18 protein-coding genes and 4 pseudogenes are annotated in these 22455 nt (G+C 40.3%); 8 read left to right on the top strand and 14 right to left on the bottom strand.

The genetic code is table 11. The features are described 5' to 3' along the window. Positions 1-23 precede the first annotated feature (23 nt). The 4 genes from astD to ACG9ZB_RS14730 all read right to left on the bottom strand — a co-directional run bounded on the left by astD (position 24) and on the right by ACG9ZB_RS14730 (position 5107). Positions 24-1493 (bottom strand): succinylglutamate-semialdehyde dehydrogenase, encoded by a 1470-nt coding sequence (astD, locus tag ACG9ZB_RS14745; RefSeq protein WP_419326520.1) that lies wholly within the window; start codon positions 1491-1493, stop codon positions 24-26. Then, the gene (gene astA, locus ACG9ZB_RS14740; protein WP_419326518.1) at positions 1493-2524 is read right to left on the bottom strand and encodes an arginine N-succinyltransferase; all 1032 of its coding nucleotides are present in this window, start codon (positions 2522-2524) and stop codon (positions 1493-1495) included. The genes astD and astA overlap by 1 nt, the downstream gene beginning before the upstream one ends. 13 nt (positions 2525-2537) lie before the next feature. Further along, positions 2538-3755, bottom strand: coding sequence for an aspartate aminotransferase family protein (locus ACG9ZB_RS14735; RefSeq protein WP_419326517.1), 1218 nt, complete (start codon positions 3753-3755; stop codon positions 2538-2540). 77 nt (positions 3756-3832) lie between these two features. Beyond that, complete coding sequence (locus ACG9ZB_RS14730; protein WP_419326534.1) at positions 3833-5107, bottom strand: Glu/Leu/Phe/Val family dehydrogenase; 1275 nt, start codon at positions 5105-5107, stop codon at positions 3833-3835. A 203-nt stretch (positions 5108-5310) separates the two neighbouring features. On the opposite strand from ACG9ZB_RS14730, the gene ACG9ZB_RS14725 reads away from it, so the two are divergent. The 3 genes and pseudogenes from ACG9ZB_RS14725 (at position 5311) to ACG9ZB_RS14715 (ending at position 6915) form a co-directional block, all read left to right on the top strand. Continuing rightward, the gene (locus ACG9ZB_RS14725; protein ID WP_058952232.1) at positions 5311-5733 is read left to right on the top strand and encodes an Lrp/AsnC family transcriptional regulator; all 423 of its coding nucleotides are present in this window, start codon (positions 5311-5313) and stop codon (positions 5731-5733) included. A gap of 163 nt (positions 5734-5896) precedes the next feature. Beyond that, a pseudogene (locus tag ACG9ZB_RS14720) lies at positions 5897-6284 on the top strand (hypothetical protein); the annotation flags it as partial. A gap of 103 nt (positions 6285-6387) precedes the next feature. Beyond that, positions 6388-6915, top strand: coding sequence for a hypothetical protein (locus ACG9ZB_RS14715; RefSeq protein WP_286407496.1), 528 nt, complete (start codon positions 6388-6390; stop codon positions 6913-6915). Positions 6916-7111: 196 nt separating this feature from the next. Here ACG9ZB_RS14715 and ACG9ZB_RS14710 read toward each other — a convergent pair whose 3' ends face one another. Beyond that, a complete protein-coding gene (locus ACG9ZB_RS14710) occupies positions 7112-8560 on the bottom strand; it encodes an NAD-dependent succinate-semialdehyde dehydrogenase (RefSeq protein WP_419326532.1) in 1449 nt (482 codons plus the stop codon). A gap of 16 nt (positions 8561-8576) precedes the next feature. Beyond that, positions 8577-9839, bottom strand: coding sequence for a 4-aminobutyrate--2-oxoglutarate transaminase (gene gabT, locus ACG9ZB_RS14705; RefSeq protein WP_332587325.1), 1263 nt, complete (start codon positions 9837-9839; stop codon positions 8577-8579). A 577-nt stretch (positions 9840-10416) separates the two neighbouring features. Here gabT and ACG9ZB_RS14700 point away from each other — a divergent pair. Together ACG9ZB_RS14700 and ACG9ZB_RS14695 are read left to right on the top strand one after the other, a co-directional pair. After that, positions 10417-11919, top strand: a complete 1503-nt coding sequence (locus ACG9ZB_RS14700) for a PLP-dependent aminotransferase family protein (protein ID WP_419326514.1) — start codon at positions 10417-10419, stop codon at positions 11917-11919. A 413-nt stretch (positions 11920-12332) separates the two neighbouring features. Then, the gene (locus tag ACG9ZB_RS14695; RefSeq protein ID WP_419326513.1) at positions 12333-13778 is read left to right on the top strand and encodes an amino acid permease; all 1446 of its coding nucleotides are present in this window, start codon (positions 12333-12335) and stop codon (positions 13776-13778) included. A 164-nt stretch (positions 13779-13942) separates the two neighbouring features. Here the strand turns inward: ACG9ZB_RS14695 and ACG9ZB_RS14690 are convergent, their stop codons facing one another. Next, positions 13943-14071 carry a hypothetical protein gene (locus ACG9ZB_RS14690; protein WP_419326511.1) on the bottom strand — a complete coding sequence of 43 codons (129 nt, stop codon included), beginning with the start codon at positions 14069-14071 and terminating at the stop codon, positions 13943-13945. A 64-nt stretch (positions 14072-14135) separates the two neighbouring features. On the opposite strand from ACG9ZB_RS14690, the pseudogene ACG9ZB_RS14685 reads away from it, so the two are divergent. From ACG9ZB_RS14685 to ACG9ZB_RS14675, 3 genes and pseudogenes are all read left to right on the top strand, one after another. After that, positions 14136-14225: pseudogene (locus tag ACG9ZB_RS14685) on the top strand (hypothetical protein); the annotation flags it as partial. A gap of 14 nt (positions 14226-14239) precedes the next feature. Continuing rightward, on the top strand, positions 14240-14362 hold the full coding sequence (locus ACG9ZB_RS14680) for a DUF2474 domain-containing protein (protein ID WP_419326510.1): 123 nt from the start codon (positions 14240-14242) through the stop codon (positions 14360-14362). A gap of 79 nt (positions 14363-14441) precedes the next feature. After that, positions 14442-15848, top strand: coding sequence for a PLP-dependent aminotransferase family protein (locus ACG9ZB_RS14675; RefSeq protein WP_419326508.1), 1407 nt, complete (start codon positions 14442-14444; stop codon positions 15846-15848). A gap of 419 nt (positions 15849-16267) precedes the next feature. Here ACG9ZB_RS14675 and ACG9ZB_RS14670 read toward each other — a convergent pair whose 3' ends face one another. From ACG9ZB_RS14670 to ACG9ZB_RS14640, 7 genes and pseudogenes are all read right to left on the bottom strand, one after another. Continuing rightward, positions 16268-16573, bottom strand: coding sequence for an IS630 transposase-related protein (locus ACG9ZB_RS14670; protein WP_419326507.1), 306 nt, complete (start codon positions 16571-16573; stop codon positions 16268-16270). Positions 16574-16608: 35 nt separating this feature from the next. Next, positions 16609-17008: pseudogene (locus ACG9ZB_RS14665) on the bottom strand (nitrite/sulfite reductase); the annotation flags it as partial. Positions 17009-17077: 69 nt separating this feature from the next. Then, positions 17078-17899 carry a hypothetical protein gene (locus tag ACG9ZB_RS14660; RefSeq protein ID WP_419326505.1) on the bottom strand — a complete coding sequence of 274 codons (822 nt, stop codon included), beginning with the start codon at positions 17897-17899 and terminating at the stop codon, positions 17078-17080. 299 nt (positions 17900-18198) lie between these two features. Continuing rightward, positions 18199-19364 (bottom strand): IS3-like element ISAba22 family transposase gene (locus ACG9ZB_RS14655; protein ID WP_419326531.1). Its coding sequence is split into 2 segments (ribosomal slippage): positions 18199-19106 and positions 19106-19364, totalling 1167 coding nucleotides; the frame shifts between segments, so codons are not numbered across the junction. A gap of 456 nt (positions 19365-19820) precedes the next feature. After that, complete coding sequence (locus ACG9ZB_RS14650) at positions 19821-20261, bottom strand: hypothetical protein (protein ID WP_348930247.1); 441 nt, start codon at positions 20259-20261, stop codon at positions 19821-19823. 232 nt (positions 20262-20493) lie between these two features. Further along, complete coding sequence (locus tag ACG9ZB_RS14645) at positions 20494-20979, bottom strand: hypothetical protein (RefSeq protein ID WP_348930245.1); 486 nt, start codon at positions 20977-20979, stop codon at positions 20494-20496. 873 nt (positions 20980-21852) lie between these two features. Beyond that, positions 21853-22359 (bottom strand): annotated as a pseudogene (locus ACG9ZB_RS14640) (VENN motif pre-toxin domain-containing protein); the annotation flags it as partial. Between the last annotated feature and the right edge of the window lie 96 nt (positions 22360-22455).

Raw genomic sequence — 22455 nt, 5'->3', positions numbered from 1 at the left:
TCTAAACTCCCTTTTCTGTCGACTTACAGCACAATGCCTGGCGATAATTTTTCAGGTAGACTTACCTGCTGACTTTCTAGCGATGCCATTGGCCATGCGCAATAATCTGCCGCATAGAAGGCACTGGCACGATGATTCCCTGATGCACCCACACCACCAAATGGTGCGGCACTTGAAGCGCCTGTTAATGGTTTATTCCAGTTCACAATGCCTGCACGCGCTTCAATCAATAAACGATCAAACAGCTCACGGTCAGGTGAAACTAAACCCACCGACAAACCGAATCGAGTGCTATTCGCTAGTGCCAAAGCTTCATCAAAATGGTCATAACGATAAATACAGCTCAATGGGCCAAAATATTCTTCGTCGGGGACGTCGCTCACATGAGTCACATCTAAAAGACCTGGACTTAACAAGCTACTGTTGGCATCCGCTTGAGTCACAGGGAGCAGAACTTGCGCTCCTAAATCAATCAGGCGTTGTTGTGCTTGTAAAATTTGCTGTGCAGCATGCAGTGAAATCACCCCCCCCATAAACGGTTGTGGCTGAGCATCCCACTGACCCACCACCAAGTTACGGCTCACTTCAACCAAACGTTGGATGAAGGCATCGCCTACAGCACCATTTTTGATAATCAAACGGCGCGCACAAGTACAGCGCTGACCTGCGGAAATAAAAGCAGATTGAATGGTTAAGTTCACCACTGCATCAATATCGGTAATTTCATCGATAATTAATGCGTTGTTGCCGCCCATTTCTAGAGCGAGAATTTTTTCTGGAGCACCAGCTAATTGTTTATGCAGGTGATAACCTGTATTGGCACTGCCTGTGAACAATAAGCCATCAATTTCATGCGATTGCGCAAGTGCCTCACCTGTGCTACGACCACCTTGCACCAAGTTCAACACACCCGCAGGTAAACCCGCTTCTTGCCATAATTTGACCGTTTCTTCCGCAGTCCACGGCGTCAATTCACTTGGTTTAAAGACCAAAGTGTTGCCTGCAATCAGCGCAGGGACGATGTGACCATTGGGTAAGTGACCGGGGAAGTTATACGGACCAAATACAGCCAACACACCATGCGGACGGTGACGTAAAGACGCTGCACCATCTGGCATTTCCGTCAGACTTTCACCTGTACGTTCGTGATAAGCACGTATTGAAATTGCCACTTTACCAATCATCGACTGAACTTCAGTCAACGTTTCCCAAATCGGCTTACTGGTTTCACGGCTAATAATCGTTGCGAGCTGTTGTTTGTTTTGTTCTAACAAGCTGGCAAATTGTTGAATAATTTCTAAGCGCTCAGCTAAAGGGCGACGTGCCCAAGCAGCAAATGCTGCACGTGCTGACAGACAAGCCTGTTCAACTTGCTCAGCTGTCGCTTCTGCACCGTGCCAAATTGTTTCTTGCGTAACTGGATCGAGTTTGTCCCATGCTGCACCTTGCGCTGGAGACCATGTCCCGTTTATATATAAATTCCCTTGTGACATTATTTTTGCTCCATCTTATCTAAAGGCAACATACGAATGCTTTGCCCTGCTTGCACACCAAGGGCATGCGCTTGTTCTACCGTTAAACTTAAACTGTCCGACTCAGCCGCATGCTGAATTAAAATTGCGCGATAGTCTTGATAGCGATCATTTGCCACCAAATAACGCCCTGCACTTTCTGGTACGCTATCGACGATTTTGACAGTACAAGTGTGACTTTCTTTGACTGCACGCAGGCTACTGACTTCCGCTTCAAGCGTCGGGCCTGCATCAAAAATATCGACATAACCTTGGTAACACAGCCCTTCCGACTCCAACACACGAGAGGCAGGAACCGTCTGCGGATGAACCTGTGCAATTACTTGTTGCGCAGCCATCGGCAGTAAGTCGATATACACAGGAAAACGTGGCATCAACTCCGCAATAAAGACTTTTTGTCCAATACCACTGAGGTAATCCGCAGTCGAGAAATCCATATTGAAAAAGTGATGGCCTAAGGCATCCCAAAATGGCGAACGACCATTTTCATCCGAATAACCACGCATTTCTGCAATCAGCTTATTTTGAAAAGCCTGTTTGAAAGCTGCGATAAACAGAAAACGAATCTTCGACAGCAGTTTTCCATTTTGGTCTTTGCGGTACTCTGGATCTAAAAACAGTGTGCAGAGTTCACTACAACCTGTATGGTCATTGCTTAAAAACAGCGTATTTAAAGTTTTATAAACATTCAGAGTTTGTGAGGCATGGACTTGTTTGCCCACATGGTAGTTATAAAAAGGTTCAGTTAAACCCACTGAAACTTCAATGGCACTCACACCCACCACACGTTGTAACTGAGTATCTTCTAAAACAAATAAATACCCTTGTTCACTTGGTGCAGCTTGCCCCACTAAGGTCTTTTGTGTGCGTGCAATTCGAGCAGATAAGATCTCTTTATTTTGGGGTAAAGAAGTCAGGCCAACGCCCGACTTCCCCGCCAGAATGTAGATATCATCTAAATCTCGATGCTCTGCATGTCTAACAATCATCATAACCAGTGGCCTATCACGCGCCAACAAAGCGCGCGAGCGCACGCTCAAAGCGTTGTAAACCTGCTTCGATATCTGCTTCTGGAATAATTAACGATGGCGTGAAACGAACGACATTTGGACCTGCAACCAGTGCCAATAATCCTTCTTCGCCTGCTAAAGTCACGATGTCTTTGGCTTTGCCTGCACATTCAGCTTTTAGTACACAGCCAATTAATAAACCTTGACCACGAATTTCTTCAAATAGGCCATAGCGTGCATTTAACTGATTTAAACCGTTGGCAAAAAATTGCGCACGTGTACGTACACCATTTAACACTTCTGGGGTATTGATCAAACCAAATACGGCATTGGCTACAGCAGACGCCAATGGGTTACCACCATAAGTCGTACCATGGTCACCCACCACAAACATGTTGGCAAACTTATCTGTTGTGATCATCGCACCAATTGGAAAACCACCGCCGAGTGCTTTGGCTGTAGTTAAAATGTCTGGGGTCACGTCAGTGTTCATATATGCATATAAAGCACCTGTACGACCAACACCTGTTTGCACTTCATCAAAAATCAGTACCGCACCATGTTGGTCACACAGTTCACGTAAGCCTTTTAAAAACTCAGGGCTTGCGGTAATTACACCACCTTCACCTTGAATCGGCTCAACAATCACCGCACACGTGTCTGCATCAATCGCTTCACGTACTGCGTCTAAATCATTGAATGGTAAGTGGTGAATACCTTCTGGAAGTGGTGCAAAATCTTGTGAATATTTCGGTTGGCCACCTGCCGTAACCGTAAACAAAGTACGGCCGTGGAAAGCATTTTTAAATGCAATAATTTTATTTTTGCGTGCAGAGACTGAAACTAGGCCCACTTTGCGTGCAAGTTTCAAAGCCGCTTCATTGGCTTCTGCACCAGAGTTACAGAAGAACACTTTATCTGCAAAGGTGTTGTCGACTAATTGTTTTGCAAGTGCAAGTACGGGTTCATTGGTATAACCATTGCCAATGTGCCAAAGCTTTTGACCTTGTTCGACCAAAGCTTTCACCGCCACAGGGTGAGCATGTCCAAGCGCATTGACCGCAATACCGCCTGCAAAATCGATATATTCCTTACCTTGCTGATCCCATAAACGAGAACCTTCGCCACGCACAGGAATAAACTGAGCGGGTGCAAAAACTGGCACCATGTACTGATTAAAATCTTGGCGATTTGGTTGACTATTCTGGTTCATGGTTTGTTCGTCCTTAATAAATCTGATGTTGTTCTTTCTAATAATATGGTGTGCCCCGAAGGGCACGGAACTTCCCCTTAACCTGGGAAAATTCCTCGTTCTTTACGTGCTTTTAAGATACGTTTACACGCCAAGATGTATGCTGCTGTACGTAGGCTGCACTTCTTTTCGCTTGCAGTGAACCAAACGTCTTCAACTGCTGACATCATGAGTTTGTCTAAACGTTGGTTAATTTCTTCTTCTGTCCAGAAGTAGCTCGCCATGTCTTGAACCCATTCGAAGTAACTCACGGTTACACCGCCTGCGTTACACAGTACGTCAGGTACAATCGTGATTTTACGTTCTAACAAAATGTCTTCTGCATCTGGATACGTTGGACCGTTCGCACCTTCCAAGACTAATTTTGCAGTCAATTTTTGCGCACGCTCAGGCGTAATCTGACCTTCTAAAGCCGCTGGAATTAAAATATCCATTTCAACCGACCAGAACGCTTCGTCTTCAATTAAAGTGGCATCTGGGAAACCTGCTACACCTTTATGAATCGCAACGTAGTCTTGTAACTGCTTAAGGTCCATACCTTCAGCATTAAAGATCGTGCCTGTATGGTCTTGTACACACACCACTTTCGCATTGGCTTTATGGAATAAGTAACCCGCTTCGCTACCCACGTTACCGAAACCTTGGATCGCTACACGGCTACCTTCAAGTGCGAGATTGATTTTCTTAGCAACTTCTAAACCAGTAACAAATACGCCACGACCTGTTGCACGTACACGGCCTAAAGAACCACCCAAGTGCACAGGCTTACCTGTTACTACACCTGTTACGGTATGACCTTTGATACTTGAATAGGTATCCATCATCCAACCCATGATGTCTGGATTGGTGCCTACATCTGGAGCAGGAATATCGACCTGTGGGCCAATCACTAGGCTAATTTCGCTAGTAAAACGGCGAGTTAAGCGTTCAAGTTCACGTGGAGACAATTTGCGGGGGTCTACACGAACACCACCTTTGGCGCCGCCATACGGTAAGTTCAATACCGCAGTTTTAATCGTCATCCACGCTGAGAGTGCCATGACTTCATTGAGTTCTACGTCTGGATGATAACGAATACCACCTTTACCCGGTCCACGCGACAAATTGTGCTGTACACGATAACCTTCGAAGTGCTGGATCGAACCATCGTCCATCACGATTGGTACATCAACAATCAAAGCGCGCTTAGGACGCTTTAAAGTATCGATGAATGGAATTAAGTCGTCTTCCAGATATGGCGCAACACGGTTAATCTGTGCAAGATAGGTCTGCCAAGCGCCACTATTGTCCATTTCATATGACAAAGACATGATGTTTCCCTTTGAAAATTTGGTGAATCAAATCCATTAAATAGATATGAGACATCACCCGCAGAACACATCGCCTCAGCTCGATGTAACGTTCATGTGAATACTGCTCAATATGCATAGTATGAAAAATCAAACTGCGCCGAAAAAGTTGTAATTTTGATTAAAATGAAATAAATTTCATCAAATTGATAACAGGAAAAATCAAAATGAATGATACGGACAGTCAAATCCTCGGCTTACTGCAAGACAATGCGCGTATCTCGATTACCGACATTGCCAACAAGCTCCGTATCTCTCGAAATACAGTGCAAAAGCGTATTGAATATTTGGAAACCAGTGGCGTCATTACAGGCTATACAGTGCGGATTAAACCGGGGACTGAGAAAAATAGTATCCGAGCTTGGATGAATATTATGGTCGAAGGCACCAAGACCAGTGCAGTCGTCAAAGAGCTCCGAATCGACTCTGCTGTGCATACCTTGCATAGCACCAATGGCAAGTGGGATCTGTTGGTAGAGTTGAAGTCTGACAGCTTAGAGAATTTTGACCGAATTTTAGAACGAATTCGAAATATTTCAGGTATTTACAATACTGAAACCAGCATTTTGCTTTCTACCTATAAAGTTTAAAGTCGATAAAGACAATCTGGAAAATTTATACTTCTCTCTAGCCTGTTGCCTTAAAGATCAAAAGACGTTGTAAATTGGATGCTGAACTAAAAATATATAATTCATAAGGATCAAATTTTTCTTTGTCTGAGCGGTTAGTGTGAATCTTTAACATTATTGATCCAAACTATCTTATTGTTTTATTTAAGATAAAATAGTATACAATATCCCACTAGATGCATTTAGCTATTATAAAAATCCTTTGATAGGCTCGACACTTGGCGGTCGTTTCTCCACCCATACTTAGTCTAGACCACTGATTTGGTCTGTGCTGGTTTGAATGGCATGACACTTCAAATGTTCTCATTTTAAAGCGTGACGAGCCTTTACTTTATAGTCAGTTTGATGGGGTTGATCCATCTCGAACTGTAAAAATGATTCAAGCAGAAAAAACACCAGAACTCATGCAATACATGGAAAAAATTTCAGGTGTAGTGGAGTATGAGAATCAGAGGTTTTTATTATTTTTTGGGTATATTAATTTAAATAATATTGAATTTAATTATATTTAAAATAAGTCTATTTAGTGTACATAGCGGGCTTAATAAATAAAATATCAATATTAAAATATTTTTTTATTGTAGTTTGGTTATTATGCTGATAAGCGAGTATGGTATGGGTAAGGTAGGTTTTGATTTCAAGGCTTCATTTTTATTTAGTGGAGTTATGGTATTGTTATCTGAGTTTCTTCTTGTTTTTTTTGATAAAGATATAATATTGATTAATTTGGAATTAATATTAAGATTTCTTCCATTTTATATTGATGTTTCCTTGTTAAATATTATTGAGGTTAGAGCTTGGATTTACATATTTTTAATGTATTTCTTTTCTTTCCCTACTCTATTTTTAATAGTGTCGTATTTGCTTTATGACCATAAAATGCTAAATCACCCAATTCCTAAGAGGTTTTTAGTTTCAATATTGAATGTGTGTCTATCACCTGTAGCAATTATTTTACCTTTTATTGTTATGTTAGAAGGTGGGGATAGCATAGGTCGTGGAGGAGCATTTTATAGATTATTCACGAATTCTATGTTGGGTTTATGGATACTAGGTGCATTAATGTTTTACGCGATTACTTATATTTTTTGGAACTTAGTCATAGGAATGCCAAAAATGTGGGTTTCGCCAAAGAACAAATAGTAAATCTTCTTCATAAATCAAAAAGTGATCTTATTAGATTTATCAACCCTCACCTCTCATTGCTTCGAATTATAAGAGGATTATGACTAGACCATACAATATTAAAAATAAACCGACTCTTAACTAATATACACCCATAAAAAATCAGCCTTGAATGGGCAAGGCTGATTTTTAAACTGAAGGGTATTGGACTATCTTAAACCGATAAATCCACGCACAAATATTTCATTTCGAGATATTCGTCGATACCAAATTTAGAGCCTTCACGACCTAAGCCAGACTGCTTCACACCACCAAAGGGAGCCACTTCATTTGAAATCGCACCCGTGTTAATGCCGACCATACCGTACTCAAGTGCTTCACCAACACGCCACTGACGTGCGGTATTCTGCGTAAATAGGTAAGTTGCTAAACCAAACTCGGTGTCATTGGCCATTTGCACTGCTTCTTCTTCTGTTTTAAAACGGAATAAGGGTGCTAATGGACCAAAGGTTTCTTCTTTCGCGACTTTCATCTCTTGCGTCACTTCCGTTAAAAGTGTCGGTTCAAAGAAAGTACCACCTAAGCTTGAACGTTGACCACCGGTTTTAAGCTGCGCACCTTTGCTAATGGCATCGGCAATATGCGACTGTACTTTTTCAATCGCGGCTTCATCGATCAGCGGGCCTTGTGTTGAAGTCTCAACTCGGCCATCACCCACTTGTAAGTTCGCTACAGCAACTGCCAGTTTTTCAACCAAGGCATCGTAAATACCGTCTTGTACATAAATACGGTTGGCACATACACAGGTCTGTCCGCTATTGCGGAACTTGCTGGCCATAATGCCTTGTACAGCTTGCTCAAGATTGGCATCATCAAACACCAAAACAGGTGCATTACCACCTAACTCTAAAGACAGTTTTTTGATGGTTGGCGCACATTGTTGCATCAAGATACGACCAACTTGAGTTGAACCTGTGAAGCTCAACTTTTTCACCGTGTCGCTTTCACACAGTGTTTTACCCACTTCGCTTGAATCACCACTGATGTGTAATAATACGTCTTGTGGCAAACCCGCGCGTAGCGCTAACACTTCTAAAGCATAAGCGGTTAAAGGCGTTTGCTCAGCAGGTTTCACAATCATTGAACACCCTGCTGCAATGGCAGGTGCGGCCTTACGTGTGATCATTGCTGCGGGGAAGTTCCACGGCGTAATTGCTGCCGTAACACCAATCGCCTGTTTGATCACCAACAAACGCTGGTTCGGCAGTGTTGGTGTTAAAACTTCACCATCGATACGGCGGGCTTGTTCAGCAAACCAACGAATAAATGAAGCAGCATAGCCAATTTCACCACGTGCTTCAGCTAAAGGCTTACCTTGTTCTGCAGTCAAAATCTGAGCCAATGACTCTTTATTTTCCTGCATCAAATCAAACCAAGCCCAAAGCACATCAGCGCGTTGTAGAGCTGTTTGCGCTTTCCACGCAGTTTGTGCCTTTTGAGAACGAGCAATCACTTGCTCAACTGACGCTCGGTCATGGGATTTCACCCACGCCAAAGTGTCATGTGTTGCGGCATCTTTGACTTCGATATAACCGCCATTTTCAGGCACATCAAAACGAATATCTGGATGCTGTAATAAATCTTTATATTGCGCTTGAAGCATAGTCATTACTCTTCAATTATGCTGCAGCAGAAAGTGCAAAACCTTGTTTTAAAATGTTTAAGCCAGCACGGAATTGTTCTGCAGGAATCGTTAAAGGATATAAGAAACGGATCACATTACCATAACGACCACAGGTCAAAATAAGCAAGCCATTTTGCATTGCATAGTTTTGAATTGCTTTCGCTTGATCCGCCGTTTCCAACTCAATCGCGACCATTGAACCCAACGCACGAATTTCTTGGACCGTAGACGAAGACTGTTTGAGTTCATTCAGAACTTCAACCAACTCTGCGCCCAATACATTTGCACGTTCGCAAAGACCTTCTTCTTCAATCACGTCTAGTACGGCATGTGCAGAAGCTACAGCCACTGGATTACCTGCATAAGTACCACCTAGACCACCTGGGTTCGGTGCATCCATCACTTCAGCACGGCCAACCACACCAGAGATTGGGAAACCACCACCAAGACTTTTCGCCATAGTGATTAAGTCCGCTTTGGTCTCATAGTGATCCATGGCAAATAACTTACCAGTACGTGCAAAACCTGTCTGTACTTCATCTGCAATAATCAAAATACCGTGTTGATCACATAGCGCACGTAAACGCTTTAAGAATTCAGCAGGAACCACGTTGAAACCGCCTTCACCTTGAACAGGTTCAAGCACAATAGCTGCTACATCATGTGCCGCAATATCTTCTGCAAAAATATCTTCAATGCTTTCAATCGCAGTATCTACAGTAATGCCTTTTGACTCTACTGGGTAGCGTGCATGGAAAACACCTGAAGGCATCACACCAAAGTCACGTTTGTACGGTGCAGTTTTACCCGTCATTGCCATGGTCATAAATGAACGACCGTGGAAACCGTTACCAAAAGTCACAATACCGTGACGACCTGTGTAAGAACGTGCGATTTTCACTGCATTTTCTACAGCTTCAGCACCAGTAGAGAAGAATGTTGTTTTCGCTTCACCAGCAATTGGTGCACGTGCATTAATACGTTCAGCCAAAGAAACATAAATTTCGTACGGTACAACTTGGTACGCTGTATGGGTGAATTTAGTCAATTGTTCAGTAACAGCAGCAATAATTTTAGGATGACGGTGACCTGTGTTCAGTACCGCAATACCACCCGCGAAGTCAGTATATTGATTCCCTTCAGCATCCCAAATGGTGGAATTTTCTGCTTTCTCCGCATACCATTGACACATGACACCAACGCCACGAGGAGTCGCTTTTAGTTTACGTGCGTTCAGTGCAGAGTGTTTACTGTCCATTTTGTATCCTCATTCTTGATTCATACATTTATAAAATTTCAGCGTCCCGATCATGCTTTTTGCTGATATATAAAGGACGTGGGGTTTATTGCATTTTGCGCTTTTATTGGCACTAGACGAGAGCCACTTTTCATCAGACAGATGGAGCCAATTCACCCACCGCCTTTATAATCATTTTCCAGATAAAATATTTATTTATTAAAAATTAATAACTTAAAAAATATAAACTTAAAAAAGGCATACTTATACAAGAGGGCCATTACGGTATTCAACCGAATCACCCAAAATGCTAAAGAAGCCCAAAATTCAGCAAATGACTAGGCTAACCTAGAAACCATTTATGTCCTTCTTTAGGCTTTTCTAATTGTATTTTCAAGCCGTTGTACGCGATTATGTAAATCATCTAAAAAAACTTTTGCTTTGGATGCGACTTGTGTATATTTCCAGCCCCTTAGTCGCGGGCATTTGCTCCCAACGTCTACAAGCGAAATGCTTTACAACGGCTGCCTGACGAGATAATTTGCATTTATGGTAATCGCTCACGAAAAGCCATTTTAATATTGTAGGAGAGAGCCAATTGCGTAGCTTGCTTGGAGATTATTTACTGCAACGATTACAGCAAGATATTGACGGAACCCTACAATTGCGGTTGTTTCGCTGCTTACGCAACGCCATTATTGACAGTGTGCTCGCACCCAAAACTCGCCTACCTGCATCGCGTGACTTAGCCAAAGAAATTAAAGTCTCACGCAATACCGTACTCAGTGCGTACGAACAATTACAAGCGCAAGGCTATGTTGAAGCACGTACAGGCCAAGGCACTTGGGTGGCTGAAAAACTGCCTGAATCCTTTTTGGTCAAAGCTGAAAATACCAATAGCCAAACTCAAGAAAAAAAGCCCCAGCAGAATTATAATTTGTCGCAACGCGGTTCCTATCTCATCGGCTATTCAGCTGCATCGCCTTACCAATGGGGCGCGTTTGTGCCCGGGGCACCCGATGTCACAGAATTTCCACACCATATTTTTAGCCGTATTCAGACTCGCCTCAGCCGTGAACCTGAAATTAATAGTCTTATTTATAGCAATGCGGGTGGTTGTTTAGAGCTGCGCCAAGAACTAGCGGAATACCTCAAAATTGCGCGTTCCGTGCAATGCGATGCAGACCAAATCATTATTACCGAAGGGACACATCAGGCGATCGATTTGGTTTCACGGACCTTAAGTGACCCAGGCGATGAGGTCTGGATTGAAGATCCAGCTTATTGGGGAGCACGTAATATTTTACGCATTAATGGCGTGAATCTACGCTCCTTACCTGTTGATCAAGAAGGCATTATTCCTGACCTAGAACCAAAAACCCCACCTAAACTGATTTTTGTGACGCCTTCACATCAGTACCCTTTAGGCTCTCACTTAAGTTTAGAACGTCGTAAACAACTGATTGCCATTGCGCGCCAGCATAAAAGTTGGATTGTGGAAGATGACTATGACAGTGAGTTCCGCTTCTCGGGTCAACCCTTTCCTTCTTTACAAGGTTTGGAGCCAGATGCACCTGTCATTTATATGGGAACCTTCAGTAAAACCATCTACCCTGCGTTGCGCATTGGCTATTTGGTGGTCCCTAAAAAGTTGTTTTCACCACTGCGTATTGTGGCATCGGAACTATATCGGGGTGGGCATTTACTGGATCAAAAAGTCTTGGCAGAGTTTATCCGTGAGGGCCATTATGAAGCACATATTCGTCGTATGCGTTTACTCTATAGCAAGCGTCACGCCTTTTTAATCGATCTGATTACACGTCATCTTGGGGCAGACTTCCTGCATGAATACAATACCGCTGCTGGTTTACATTTGATTTTAAAGCTGCCGAGCAACATGGATGATGTGTTGATTGCCAGCAATGCACTTGATCAAGGCGTAAAAGTTCGAGCGCTGTCACAATACTATACCAAGCATTATTCAACACGGCAGAAAGGACTACTATTAGGCTTTGCCTGTGTCCGTGAACAGGAAATATTGGTGGCTTTTGGTGTGTTACTCAAATGTCTGCGAAATGCAGGAGTTCGTACGCTGAGTTGATTATTTTTATAAATTAGATACTTAAGTTTTCTTACAACCCTTCGACTTGCGACTAAAGCCGCAGTTACAAAGCTGAGTTTTGCTGCTTCATTCTATAAATTATTGAGATGAGAGTAAAAATTGGCTCCCCAGCTTTTCACATTTTAGCTGTAATTGGCTCCTTCCAAATGCTAAAAAATGGCTCTCGTTTAGTGAGAACAAAAAAGAGAGATTAGGTGCATACATAAACAACATGTAACCGTTTTGTAGCCAAAGTGTGATTTTTCACGCTTTGCCAGAAATATCAGATTTATTCATTTTTGCCTTAATAATGATAAAGCCTCTGATCATTCGGTTACAGTTTTAAAGGATGAGTAGTCCGAAAAAGGCTTTGCCCATTTTGAAACTACCTCCTTAAGATTAAGGAAAATTATATGGAAGCACCTAAACAAAGCGCTGTGCCGGATGCATCTCAAGGCTTAAAAAATGGACTTAAGTCGCGTCATCTCACCATGATCTCAATTGCGGGTGTCATTGGTGGTTCACTGTTCATCGGCTCGGGAAATGTTATCTATTCGGCAGGCCCTGCTGCAGTTTTGCCCTATGCGTTTGGTGGATTACTCATTCTGTTAATCATGCGCATGCTAGGTGAAATGGCTGTTCTCAATCCAGACAGTGGGTCATTTTCAACCTATGCAGATCGTGCCATTGGCCGTTGGGCTGGTTTTACCATTGGGTGGTTGTATTGGTGTTCTTGGGCTTTGCTGATGGGTTGGGAAGCGTATGTCGCAGGTAAAATTCTCAACAGTTGGTTTCCCTTTATCCCGATCTGGGGTTACATGCTGGTCGTGATTGTGTCCTTAGTTTTGGTTAACTTACAAAATGTCAAAAACTATGGTGAATTTGAGTTTTGGTTTGCACTCATCAAAGTAATCGCGATTGTGATTTTCTTAGTGATTGGTAGCTTGGCTATCATGCATTTATGGCCTTGGGGTCAAGCAAGTGCATCAGGAATCACGCATTTAACTGCGGACGGCTTCATGCCGAACGGTTTCTCGGCAGTCATCACCGCCTTACTTGGGGTTATGTTTGCCTATATCGGTGCTGAAATTGTTACGGTTGCGGCGGCAGAATCAGAAAATCCTGCCCGTGAAATCCGTAAAGCGTCTAACTCTGTGGTTTGGCGAATTATGTTGTTCTATGTCGGTTCAATGTTTATTACCGTATGCTTAATTCCACATAACAATCCACTATTAAAAGATCCAACGTGGGGAACCTATAGTGTGACTTTGTCAGCACTTGGCATTCCAGAAGCAAAACACATTGTAAATTTTGTAGTACTGACCTCGGTATGTAGCTGCTTTAACTCGGCACTTTATACCTGTTCACGGATGTTATTTTCACTGTCCAAACGTGGCGATGCACCGAAAAGCTTCGGCTCAATCAACCGTAATGGTAGTCCATGGATGGGCGTTCTGGTCTCGTCATTATTTGCTCTGGTGGCGACGTACCTTACCGCTACTGAAAGTATGAATGTCTATGACATCTTCATGTTAGCAACAGGTACAGCAGCGTTGTATGTCTACTTGACTATTGCCTTCTCACAATTACGTATGCGTAAAAAATTAGAAGCTGAAGGGCAAGTGATTGACTTTAAAATGTGGTTATTCCCTTGGCTCACTTATCTTGCCATCGCATTTATCATTGGCGCGCTCATTACCATGCTTGTGGAAGGCACCTACTTCAAAGAAGTGACGTACACCAGTTTACTTGCTCTGTTTATTGTTGGATTGGGCATCTGTGCACAGAAGTTTAATTGGGGAAAGCATGCTCAAGATAAGCCAATGAACACTCAAGTCGATTTGAGCAACAACCTTTAATGTTAAAATAATGTGGTAATAATCTAAGGTCATACCAAGTTAAACCGATGGTTTTCAAGTGAGAGCCATCGGTTTTTTAATGATACGAAATAACCACTTAGATGAAACTCAAAATCTTAGTTGAGATCATTAATTACCACGTTTTTATGGTACGCCTCTACAGGCTACCCCACGATTACACGTTTCTTCAGTGGCCCTGCACGCCAACTTGAACGGTAAATACCCATTTGGAAATAAGGCGACCACTTTTGATGGTAATTATTGACCCCACTGATGTTGGCTACTTTTTCCATTGTGTTTTACCACCACTTTCCTAGGAATCAGTTGATTATATGCATCAAGTTCTGACCATTGGATATCAAAATTCCAATCATCATTGCCTATACCTTATTGTCCTATTGGGTTTTCCGTGACAAAGTAGGTATAGGGGATCAGGGTTATCATTAATTGAGGAGATAGACATGAAAAAATTTGTTGATCGACTCACCCCACGATTATGGTTTATTTTATTGTGGTGCTTTGGCTTTATTTCTCTCGCACTGATTGCGGGTTTCTTTAAGCTGTTCCTGAGTTTTACTTACTAAATCCAGCCAAGCATTTTTTATGAATTAGGCACGGGACTTTCAATACATGTCCTGTGCCTTTTAATTGCAGCGAACCCATATGTATAAATCAGAAAAACTTGCGCTCAGCCTGAAACATTTGATTGAAAGTGGTTTTTGGAAAGCCAACGATAAACTGCCCTCACTCCGTCAACAAGCTGAAACATCGGGTTTTAGCCTGATAACGGTGATGAATGCCTATCAAGAACTCGAAGCGCAAGGGCTGATTTACTCACAAGAAAAACTCGGTTACTTTGTGACAGGTGATGTGCGCTCAGAAAACAACTCTTATAGTGTCATCCTCAACGAAAAAATTGAAATCAACTCTAAAATTTTCAGATACTTAAAATCGATCCAATCTGAACACATGGTTCCCTTCGGCATTGCCTTTCCCAATAGTCAACTACTTTACTCTGCCAAGCTGATGCAAACGTTGGGACAACGTGCCAAACACCGTGTTAGTTATGAACAAATGCCAAGTTTACCTCCCGGGAACTTTGAGCTGCGGAAACTGATTGCGCAGCGCTACTGTATGCAAGGAATTCCAACAGACCCGTCCGACATAGTAATTACCTCGGGCGGGTTGGATGCTTTGAATCTCTCCTTACAAGCCATGACCCAACCGGGTGACTATATTTTACTTCAAAAAACAATATTTTATGGTGCATGGCAAGCGGCTGAACATTTGGGCCTGAAAGTCATTAGTATTCCTGAACATGAAGAACACGGTATTGACCTTGAGGCTTTTAAAGATGCGATTGAACGTTACCCAATTAAAGTCTGTTTGCTGATGCTCAACAGTCACAACCCTATTGGTTTTACGGTCAGTGATGACATCAAATACCAACTGGCAAAGTTACTGCATGAGCGCGATATTTATTTAATTGAAGACGATGTTTATGAAGAGCTTTATTTTGATCATAAAAAACCGCTGTCGATGAAATACTTTGATCAGAAAAATTTGGTTTTACACTGCTCTTCTTTCTCAAAAACTTTAGGTGCGGGTTTTCGAATTGGTTGGGTCTATGCGGGTAAATTTTCGGAGCATATTCAACATCTACAGCTGATGAGTACGCTTTCCGTCAACTCATTTATTCAAAATGCCTTGGTCGATTATTTATCGCATCGACACTATGAAAAGCACTTAAAAACTTTGCGTAACACCTTAAAACGTCTCAAAAATCAGTATTACACTTATTTATCTGAACATTTGTCTGAAGATTATCAAATTCATTATTATTCATCGGGCTATTTCTTATGGATTACTTTGCCCGAGCAGATCAATGGAAATTTGATTTATGAGCAGCTTTTAGAGAAAAATATCAGCATTGCGCCCGGTTCATTATTTTATCAAACCGACAATGTCCCACATCATATTCGGATCAATTGTTCATTTGAAATCAATGAGCGTATTCAAAATGCCTTAAATGCCTTGATCCAATGTATTTACCCAGAAGCCTTTGAATAAAAGTTAAATGGTTTAAATCCAGACTGATTTAAACCATCTTTTGATTTGAAGAGACCCACTACCCATACTGCAAATATCACCATCCTAGAGATAAAATGACATGATCAGAGCTGATCATGTCATTCCTCTCAAGCTAGGGCGAATCCAAAAATGAAAAACATCTGAATTGATTTTGCAGTCAAATAAACCGACTGAAAATAAATACCCTTTATGGATTGCTTCAATGGCATTGGTCTGATTCTTTAATTGCCAATTATATTGCCCTAGACAGGGTACTCCTTTTCGTGAGTAGCCATGAGGTCTGTAATCATGTGACTTAAAACCACTTTCATCCAGATAAATAATCGGGTGGTTTTTTTCTAATTCATTCACTTGCTGAATAAATTTATCCCTAAGCTTTGTATCTGCTTTAGGATGGCTTAACGTCTTTTTTTAACTGAAATATTTAAGCGCTTTAATGCAGCACCAATAGATGAAACACCACAATTAAAACGTGCAGCGCGTTCATATTGATAAGCATCAGGATACTTTTCAACATCTTCACGTAAAGCATCATCGTTAATTTTAGAAGGTTTACGTACACGAGTTTTTTTAATCTCTATACGTTTCTTCCATTTAACAATGGTATTTTTATTAATTTCAAATTGTGCAGCTACCGCTCGAATAGAATAACCTTCCTCAAGCTTAGCTAAAATTTTACGTCTAAAATGTTCTGAATAACTCATTGCACCATTGTATTGGTTTTATAATGATTTGACTATACCCCTGCATATTGGTCTGTGGTGGTGTTTCGAATACAGTTCCACTGGTCTAAATAGAATGCATGTGTACCGTAGCGAGTTCCTACAAAATATCAGAAACATCTGCAAGCTGCGGCCAATTCAGTTGAATATTTTGACGCGTAAAAATGTGTGCATAACGACGGCCATACTTCTGTGCAACCTCAGCCACCTTACGCGATTGCTCAGAGTTCATAAGCCATAAGGCACTGCCAAACGTAGCATGGGAGCATAGCGTTGAACATATAAACCATTTTGTAAGCGTAAGGGACGGTATTCTTCTTCGGTCAGTTTTCCCTGTAAATAACGCTGGGTTTGGTCGCGAAACTGTGCGACACGTTCATTTAATAAATTTTGATCAAAGTCTGTATATAAAAACATGGGGATGACCTAGGTATATGCATCAATATGAAAGAAAAGCTGTTTTGAATAGCGCATCAAAAATGTAATTTAAGCAAAAAAAGTCGCCTGCTTTCGGGACACGCCATGTTGTAAACAGGTTTGCATATACTCTGCATAGACCGATAACTTTTCATAAATATGCTCGGCATAGAACATATCTTCAACCAACTGGGTCGCTTGCTGCTGGTTATAACTGCCATAATTCAACAGTAACTGCGCATTCAATGTAGCGAATCTTTCACATAAATCGATATATTGCTGATCTTTGTTTTTAAAGAACAATTTCCGCATATTCCATTCACTACTGTCGATAATGGCATCTTGTGGATGGGTAGAAATATAGTTAATTTTGACTTTAAAAAACTGTTCCAGCTCTGTGAGTTTTTGTGTATTGAGCACCAATGATGTCACTAAAAAAATCTGAGAGACATCAGTTCGACATAGTGCTTTGATCAATGAAAAATAGAAAAAATCGACATCATTAAATACGCTGTCACTCAAATCTAAATAAACATTGAGTGCCTCAAGCACATCATCTATTTTTAGGTTTTGTTTTTGCTCTGCTTGATAGTAACGATTGAGGATATTGAGTACAGTCGGCGTTGCAGGACTGCTATAAATCACAGGATGGTTTAAATTTGCCAAGATAAAAGGCGCAAATAAAAATGCGACCTCCGCATGTTCTACTTGAATAGCAGACTGCACAATATACTGAACTTTAGCGCTTGAAAAATCACGTAAAACTTTAGCACGTAACAAAGTCGCTTCTAAGTTTAAATACTGCTGCGCAAGTAGATGTTGCAGTTGATCTGAAAGATCCTGCCCCTCAACCAATTCAGAAATTGTATTCAGTTGCTGTGTTATAAACATTACGCCACCATCAAGATTGTGATCCCTTCTTGAGTCAAATTTTCAGCTAGTTTGGTGTGAATGAGTAGCTACAGTAAGGCTTGAAAAAACTATAACAGCGTGCCATCTTCTCAGGTTTTATGGGTACAAAGCCATCAAAATTAGAAAAATAAATTCGTTATATAAATAGGAAGCCTATCCGATCATGGCGTTATTTTGAGTGCCTAAAAATTCAGAATCTGTTCTTCTATTTTCCTATTTTCAAGCAGCTCCTTTAGTGATATACGCTGAATTATCAGGAGACTTTCCCTTGGGAGATTCTAGGCAGCCAACTTATAAAAGTCTTCAGCCATTTGATTTAGTGTCTTAAAACCCAAACCCTTTTGAATTCTTCGATGATTATAAAATAACTCAATGTATTTTATAATATCTGCTTTGGCTTCTTCTCTGGTTTGATAGTTGTAATGATGCACTAACTCATTTTTCAGTATTCCCCAAAAGCTTTCAATCGGTGCATTATCGTAACAGTCTCCGCGCTTGCTCATTGAACCTTGAAAACCATATTGCTCAAGTATATTTCGATATTCATGGCTGCAATATTGACTTCCTCTGTCTGAATGCACAATCAGTTCTTTGGTTGGTTTTTGATTGTGAATAGCCATATTTAGCGCATTACAAACAAGCTGTGCTGTCATGCGCTCATTTAAGCTATAGCCAACCACTTGCTTCGTGTAAAGGTCTTTTACCGCTGCTAAATACAGCCATCCTTCAACAGTCCATATGTACGTAATATCACTTGACCATGCTTGATTTGGTCTAGTCATTGAGAATTGTTGCTCCAGCAGGTTTTCATAGATCGCTCGATTATGGTCACTATTCGTAGTCCTTTTAAAACGCTTGTGTCGCTTACAATACAGGTGGTTCAGCGCTTTTATATGACGTACAGCGTACATACTCATTTTTATACCCTGAGCTTGTAAGTATTTGGTTAATCGAATATAACCATAGCTCTGCCTTGTCTCCTCATGGGCTATTTTCACCAATATCGTCTGTTGATTTCGTTGAATCGTTCTTTTGCTCACGCCTCTCTTGAGCCAATCATAAAAACATGAAACTGAAACATGAAGTAATCGAGCCATTAAGGTAATTGGAAAAGAATATCTTTTTTGTTTCATATAGGCGTACCTTACTGACTTTCTTTGGCAAAGTACGCTGCTGCCTTTTTTAAAAATTCACGTTCCATTTCAGCTATTTTGAGCTGTTGTTTGAGTTTTTTATTTTCTTCGAGTAGAGCGTTTAGATCAGGTGAATACTGTTTTGTACCTGCTAAAGTTCCAGCCTTTGCTTTGGTATTCCAATTTGAAAGAGTTTGCATTGAAATGCTAAGTTGTCTAGCTGTTTCCAAGACATTGCCTTGATTGGCTTCAATTAATTTGATGGCTTCAGCTTTAAATTCTGTGGTGTAAGTCTTGTGTTTCTTGCTTATCGTAAACTCCTGGTGAGTATGTTTAGTTTACCAAGTTAAAACCTCCTGTTTTTTCAGCACACATCAATATCCGAACGCTTCATGGTGTATCATAGTGGTTTCAATTATTTATCAATGATACACGATGTGATACATGATACAAACTCATATACTCGGTTAAGCTCAGTTATGTTTAGGCATAAAAAAAGGCTTGATCCCTTTAGAATCAAGCCTTTTCGCTTTATATAACGTTATATTCGGTTATATAAAGCTAGGTATTTGGTGGAGGTGGCGTCAATTGAACTCAAAACCCAAGTGAATGTTTTTATACAATTTATAAGAAAAAATATATTTCATTGACCCAATTTTGACCCACATCAGATTTAGTACGTTGGAACATAGATTGATCAGTTTATGCAACAAAGCCCCGTAAATAAAAAGCCCTTAGACAAAACTCAGAGCTTTAAAAAAACCACTCTATAATTTATTTTGCTTTTTCAGCTCAACTCGTTTTTCCCACTCTTCATGAGGAATATTATATTCATCAAGTTCACTTTCTTTTAAATCACTGACAGCTTTCATATATAAATTCACCCAACTATCGTCTCTTGGAATATATCCAAATTCCGTATTGAATACACCATTATCCGTAAGTGTAATTTTAAAATGTGTCCATTTTTCTTTAAAAATGTCTAGCAACCTTAGCTCTACAATTAGGTCATCGATTTGACTCTCAATATGATAAGGCCTCTGCCCCATTTCAAAGCTAACTATTTTATTTTCTTTAGTTAGCCACTCAGCGCCTCCAGCTGAATAATCAGGATAAATACAGCCGATATAATAAATTTCCAAAACATTTTCTGGCATAATTGACCGCAAAAACTCACCGATTCTTTGATATATTTTTTGATCATTCATAAATTATATTACTGAAGGAGCTTTTAGGAATAACCTTACATAATAAAGCCAATTAAATTAGAAACTTATGAAAATCACCAATAATCCCATAAAATATTTCTAATCCTTTATAGATTTATTGTACAAATGTCATTTTGCAAATACATAATTGAATATAAAAAAATTAGCTCAAAATTAAATTAAACTAAACGCAAAAATGGCAAAATTCAACTTAAATTTGAGTTAATACGTACTATTCTATATCAAAATTATAAATTTTAACTTCTTCAATTATTGCATCAGGATCTTCTTCAACTTCCAAGCCTCCAGCAAAAAACATTATTCCTTCGATTCTCTCTCCATTCTCAACTAAATAATGTACATCTTCTGTATCATCTAAATATAGCTGATTTTTAATTTCACTAATCTTACTACCTATTTTTACACCTTTAAAAATCTCCCCCATATATCCAACCCCTGCTCGAATATAATAAAGATTTCCTTTTTCTGTAAAACCCAACTCTAACTTAGGCATATTAACATAAACAATAAATCCATTATTATCTGGAATTTTATATAATAATTTCCCATTATTATTTTGTTCAATCATAACCGTCCATGGAACATCCTCCCCATCAATAACAGTATCAATATATGGTAAAAATATTGACAAATTACTTCCCAACTGTAAACCAGCCAATGATTTTCCTATTTCAACGTTCTTTTTAATATCTATCATTTAGTTAACCTTTACATATTTACCGTTAGTATACTCAAGTTTTTGACCTTGCTGATTATAAAAAGTTGATCTTTTTGCAGTTCCTTTAAATGTATTTGGATTAATAATGTAAACTTTTGTATTCCCATAAGCATCTACTTTTCCATCTTTTAAAGTAAATTTAATATACTCGCCTATGTGTTGGCTTTGTTGCTTTGTAGGAAGATTAGCAGTAGAGGGGCTGTGTTGTACTTTACCAATTTCTTTATGATCATATACGCTATAAACTTGAGCATTTCCTGAACCTTTGGGCGCATCTTTTTCAACATTCACCCTATAACCATTCATTTCAAAATAAGTTTTTAATTTTTGTGAATCGAGACCATATACACCTTTGGGTTCAGACAAATTTATATATTTAGGAATTCCTGATTGTTTAGCAAGGTCTGCTTTATATTTATTAGGATCATTAAATCTAACATCTACTTGTTTTGTTTTTCCTTGTATATTCATATCCTTAATTGAACTGAGAGCTTTCGTTCCAGCAGCACTCAACCCCAAACTCGTATATATTTCAGCCTGAACTCTTTGTGCATTTGCAACTTTTAAAGGATCACCACTAGCTAAATCAATGTAAGATTGCTCAATAGCAGCCGCTTGACTTTTTAAATTATTAATTTTAAAAAAGTCAATTATAGCCTGCCCTTTCTGACGATTGTTTTCCATTGCATCAGCACATGCTGAACCTCCAATTGGACAATGAATTGCTGATACTGCTGTGTCCCCGAAAGCATCAGCAATCAGTAATAAACCATCCGCTATACTACCAACACCTTTAATTGCACCTTGGTCAATTGGATGTTTTGCTTTAGAGGATAGTGATATAAAAAAGTCTTTCGATTTTTCCCGTAGATCATCAAATAATAATGCATTACTCTCCACCGCATTCTGCCCAATCACACCTGCCAATTGTGCGTTATAGCTAGAATCTCCTGCTGCTCCGCCAATAACAGCACCTATCCCTGCCGTTAAATCACGTATCTGTGCTTTAACATTTTCAGGAAGCAAGTTCGGCTGGAACTCGCCATTGATGTCTTGATAGCGTGGATCATTTTTATATTGATTGGTCAGATATATGGCTGCTGCTTCACTCGCAACTGCTGCGCTTCCTCCTGCTGTTGGGTCGCCACCATTAATATAAGCCAGTGTTGCCCCTAAGATCGCATGAGATACTAACTGTGCTGCAGTATTCTTGTCCTCTCCATGACCAAATTCTTGCCCAATCACCTGAGCTGCATACGGTGCTAGGGTATTGGTCACCACTTGTAAGTCAGTTTGTCCACCCAATGCTGTGGTAATCGCAGTAGTCACTGCATTCAATGCTCGACTACTATTACCACCGGTAATCCCCCCTAAAAATAATAGGATCTAAAAGTAGAATTTTCTCTTAAGATACGAGCAGGAGATTCTGCATGAAAACATCTAAATTTACTGACA

Source organism: Acinetobacter johnsonii (assembly GCF_048551975.1).
Lineage (GTDB): Bacteria > Pseudomonadota > Gammaproteobacteria > Pseudomonadales > Moraxellaceae > Acinetobacter > Acinetobacter johnsonii_A.
Note: the sequence above shows the minus strand (reverse complement) of the source record. Positions and strands in the feature narration are given on the sequence as shown.

Bases quoted from the DNA above. Each gene is read 5' to 3' on its own strand.
- astD (WP_419326520.1), bottom strand. From the start codon at position 1,493: ATGTCACAAGGGAATTTATATATAAACGGGACATGGTCTCCAGCGCAA.
- astA (WP_419326518.1), bottom strand. From the start codon at position 2,524: ATGATGATTGTTAGACATGCAGAGCATCGAGATTTAGATGATATCTAC.
- ACG9ZB_RS14735 (WP_419326517.1), bottom strand. From the start codon at position 3,755: ATGAACCAGAATAGTCAACCAAATCGCCAAGATTTTAATCAGTACATG.
- ACG9ZB_RS14725 (WP_058952232.1), top strand. From the start codon at position 5,311: ATGAATGATACGGACAGTCAAATCCTCGGCTTACTGCAAGACAATGCG.
- ACG9ZB_RS14715 (WP_286407496.1), top strand. From the start codon at position 6,388: ATGGGTAAGGTAGGTTTTGATTTCAAGGCTTCATTTTTATTTAGTGGA.
- ACG9ZB_RS14710 (WP_419326532.1), bottom strand. From the start codon at position 8,560: ATGCTTCAAGCGCAATATAAAGATTTATTACAGCATCCAGATATTCGT.
- gabT (WP_332587325.1), bottom strand. From the start codon at position 9,839: ATGGACAGTAAACACTCTGCACTGAACGCACGTAAACTAAAAGCGACT.
- ACG9ZB_RS14695 (WP_419326513.1), top strand. From the start codon at position 12,333: ATGGAAGCACCTAAACAAAGCGCTGTGCCGGATGCATCTCAAGGCTTA.
- ACG9ZB_RS14690 (WP_419326511.1), bottom strand. From the start codon at position 14,071: ATGGAAAAAGTAGCCAACATCAGTGGGGTCAATAATTACCATCAAAAG.
- ACG9ZB_RS14680 (WP_419326510.1), top strand. From the start codon at position 14,240: ATGAAAAAATTTGTTGATCGACTCACCCCACGATTATGGTTTATTTTA.
- ACG9ZB_RS14675 (WP_419326508.1), top strand. From the start codon at position 14,442: ATGTATAAATCAGAAAAACTTGCGCTCAGCCTGAAACATTTGATTGAA.
- ACG9ZB_RS14670 (WP_419326507.1), bottom strand. From the start codon at position 16,573: ATGAGTTATTCAGAACATTTTAGACGTAAAATTTTAGCTAAGCTTGAG.
- ACG9ZB_RS14660 (WP_419326505.1), bottom strand. From the start codon at position 17,899: ATGTTTATAACACAGCAACTGAATACAATTTCTGAATTGGTTGAGGGG.
- ACG9ZB_RS14650 (WP_348930247.1), bottom strand. From the start codon at position 20,261: ATGAATGATCAAAAAATATATCAAAGAATCGGTGAGTTTTTGCGGTCA.
- ACG9ZB_RS14645 (WP_348930245.1), bottom strand. From the start codon at position 20,979: ATGATAGATATTAAAAAGAACGTTGAAATAGGAAAATCATTGGCTGGT.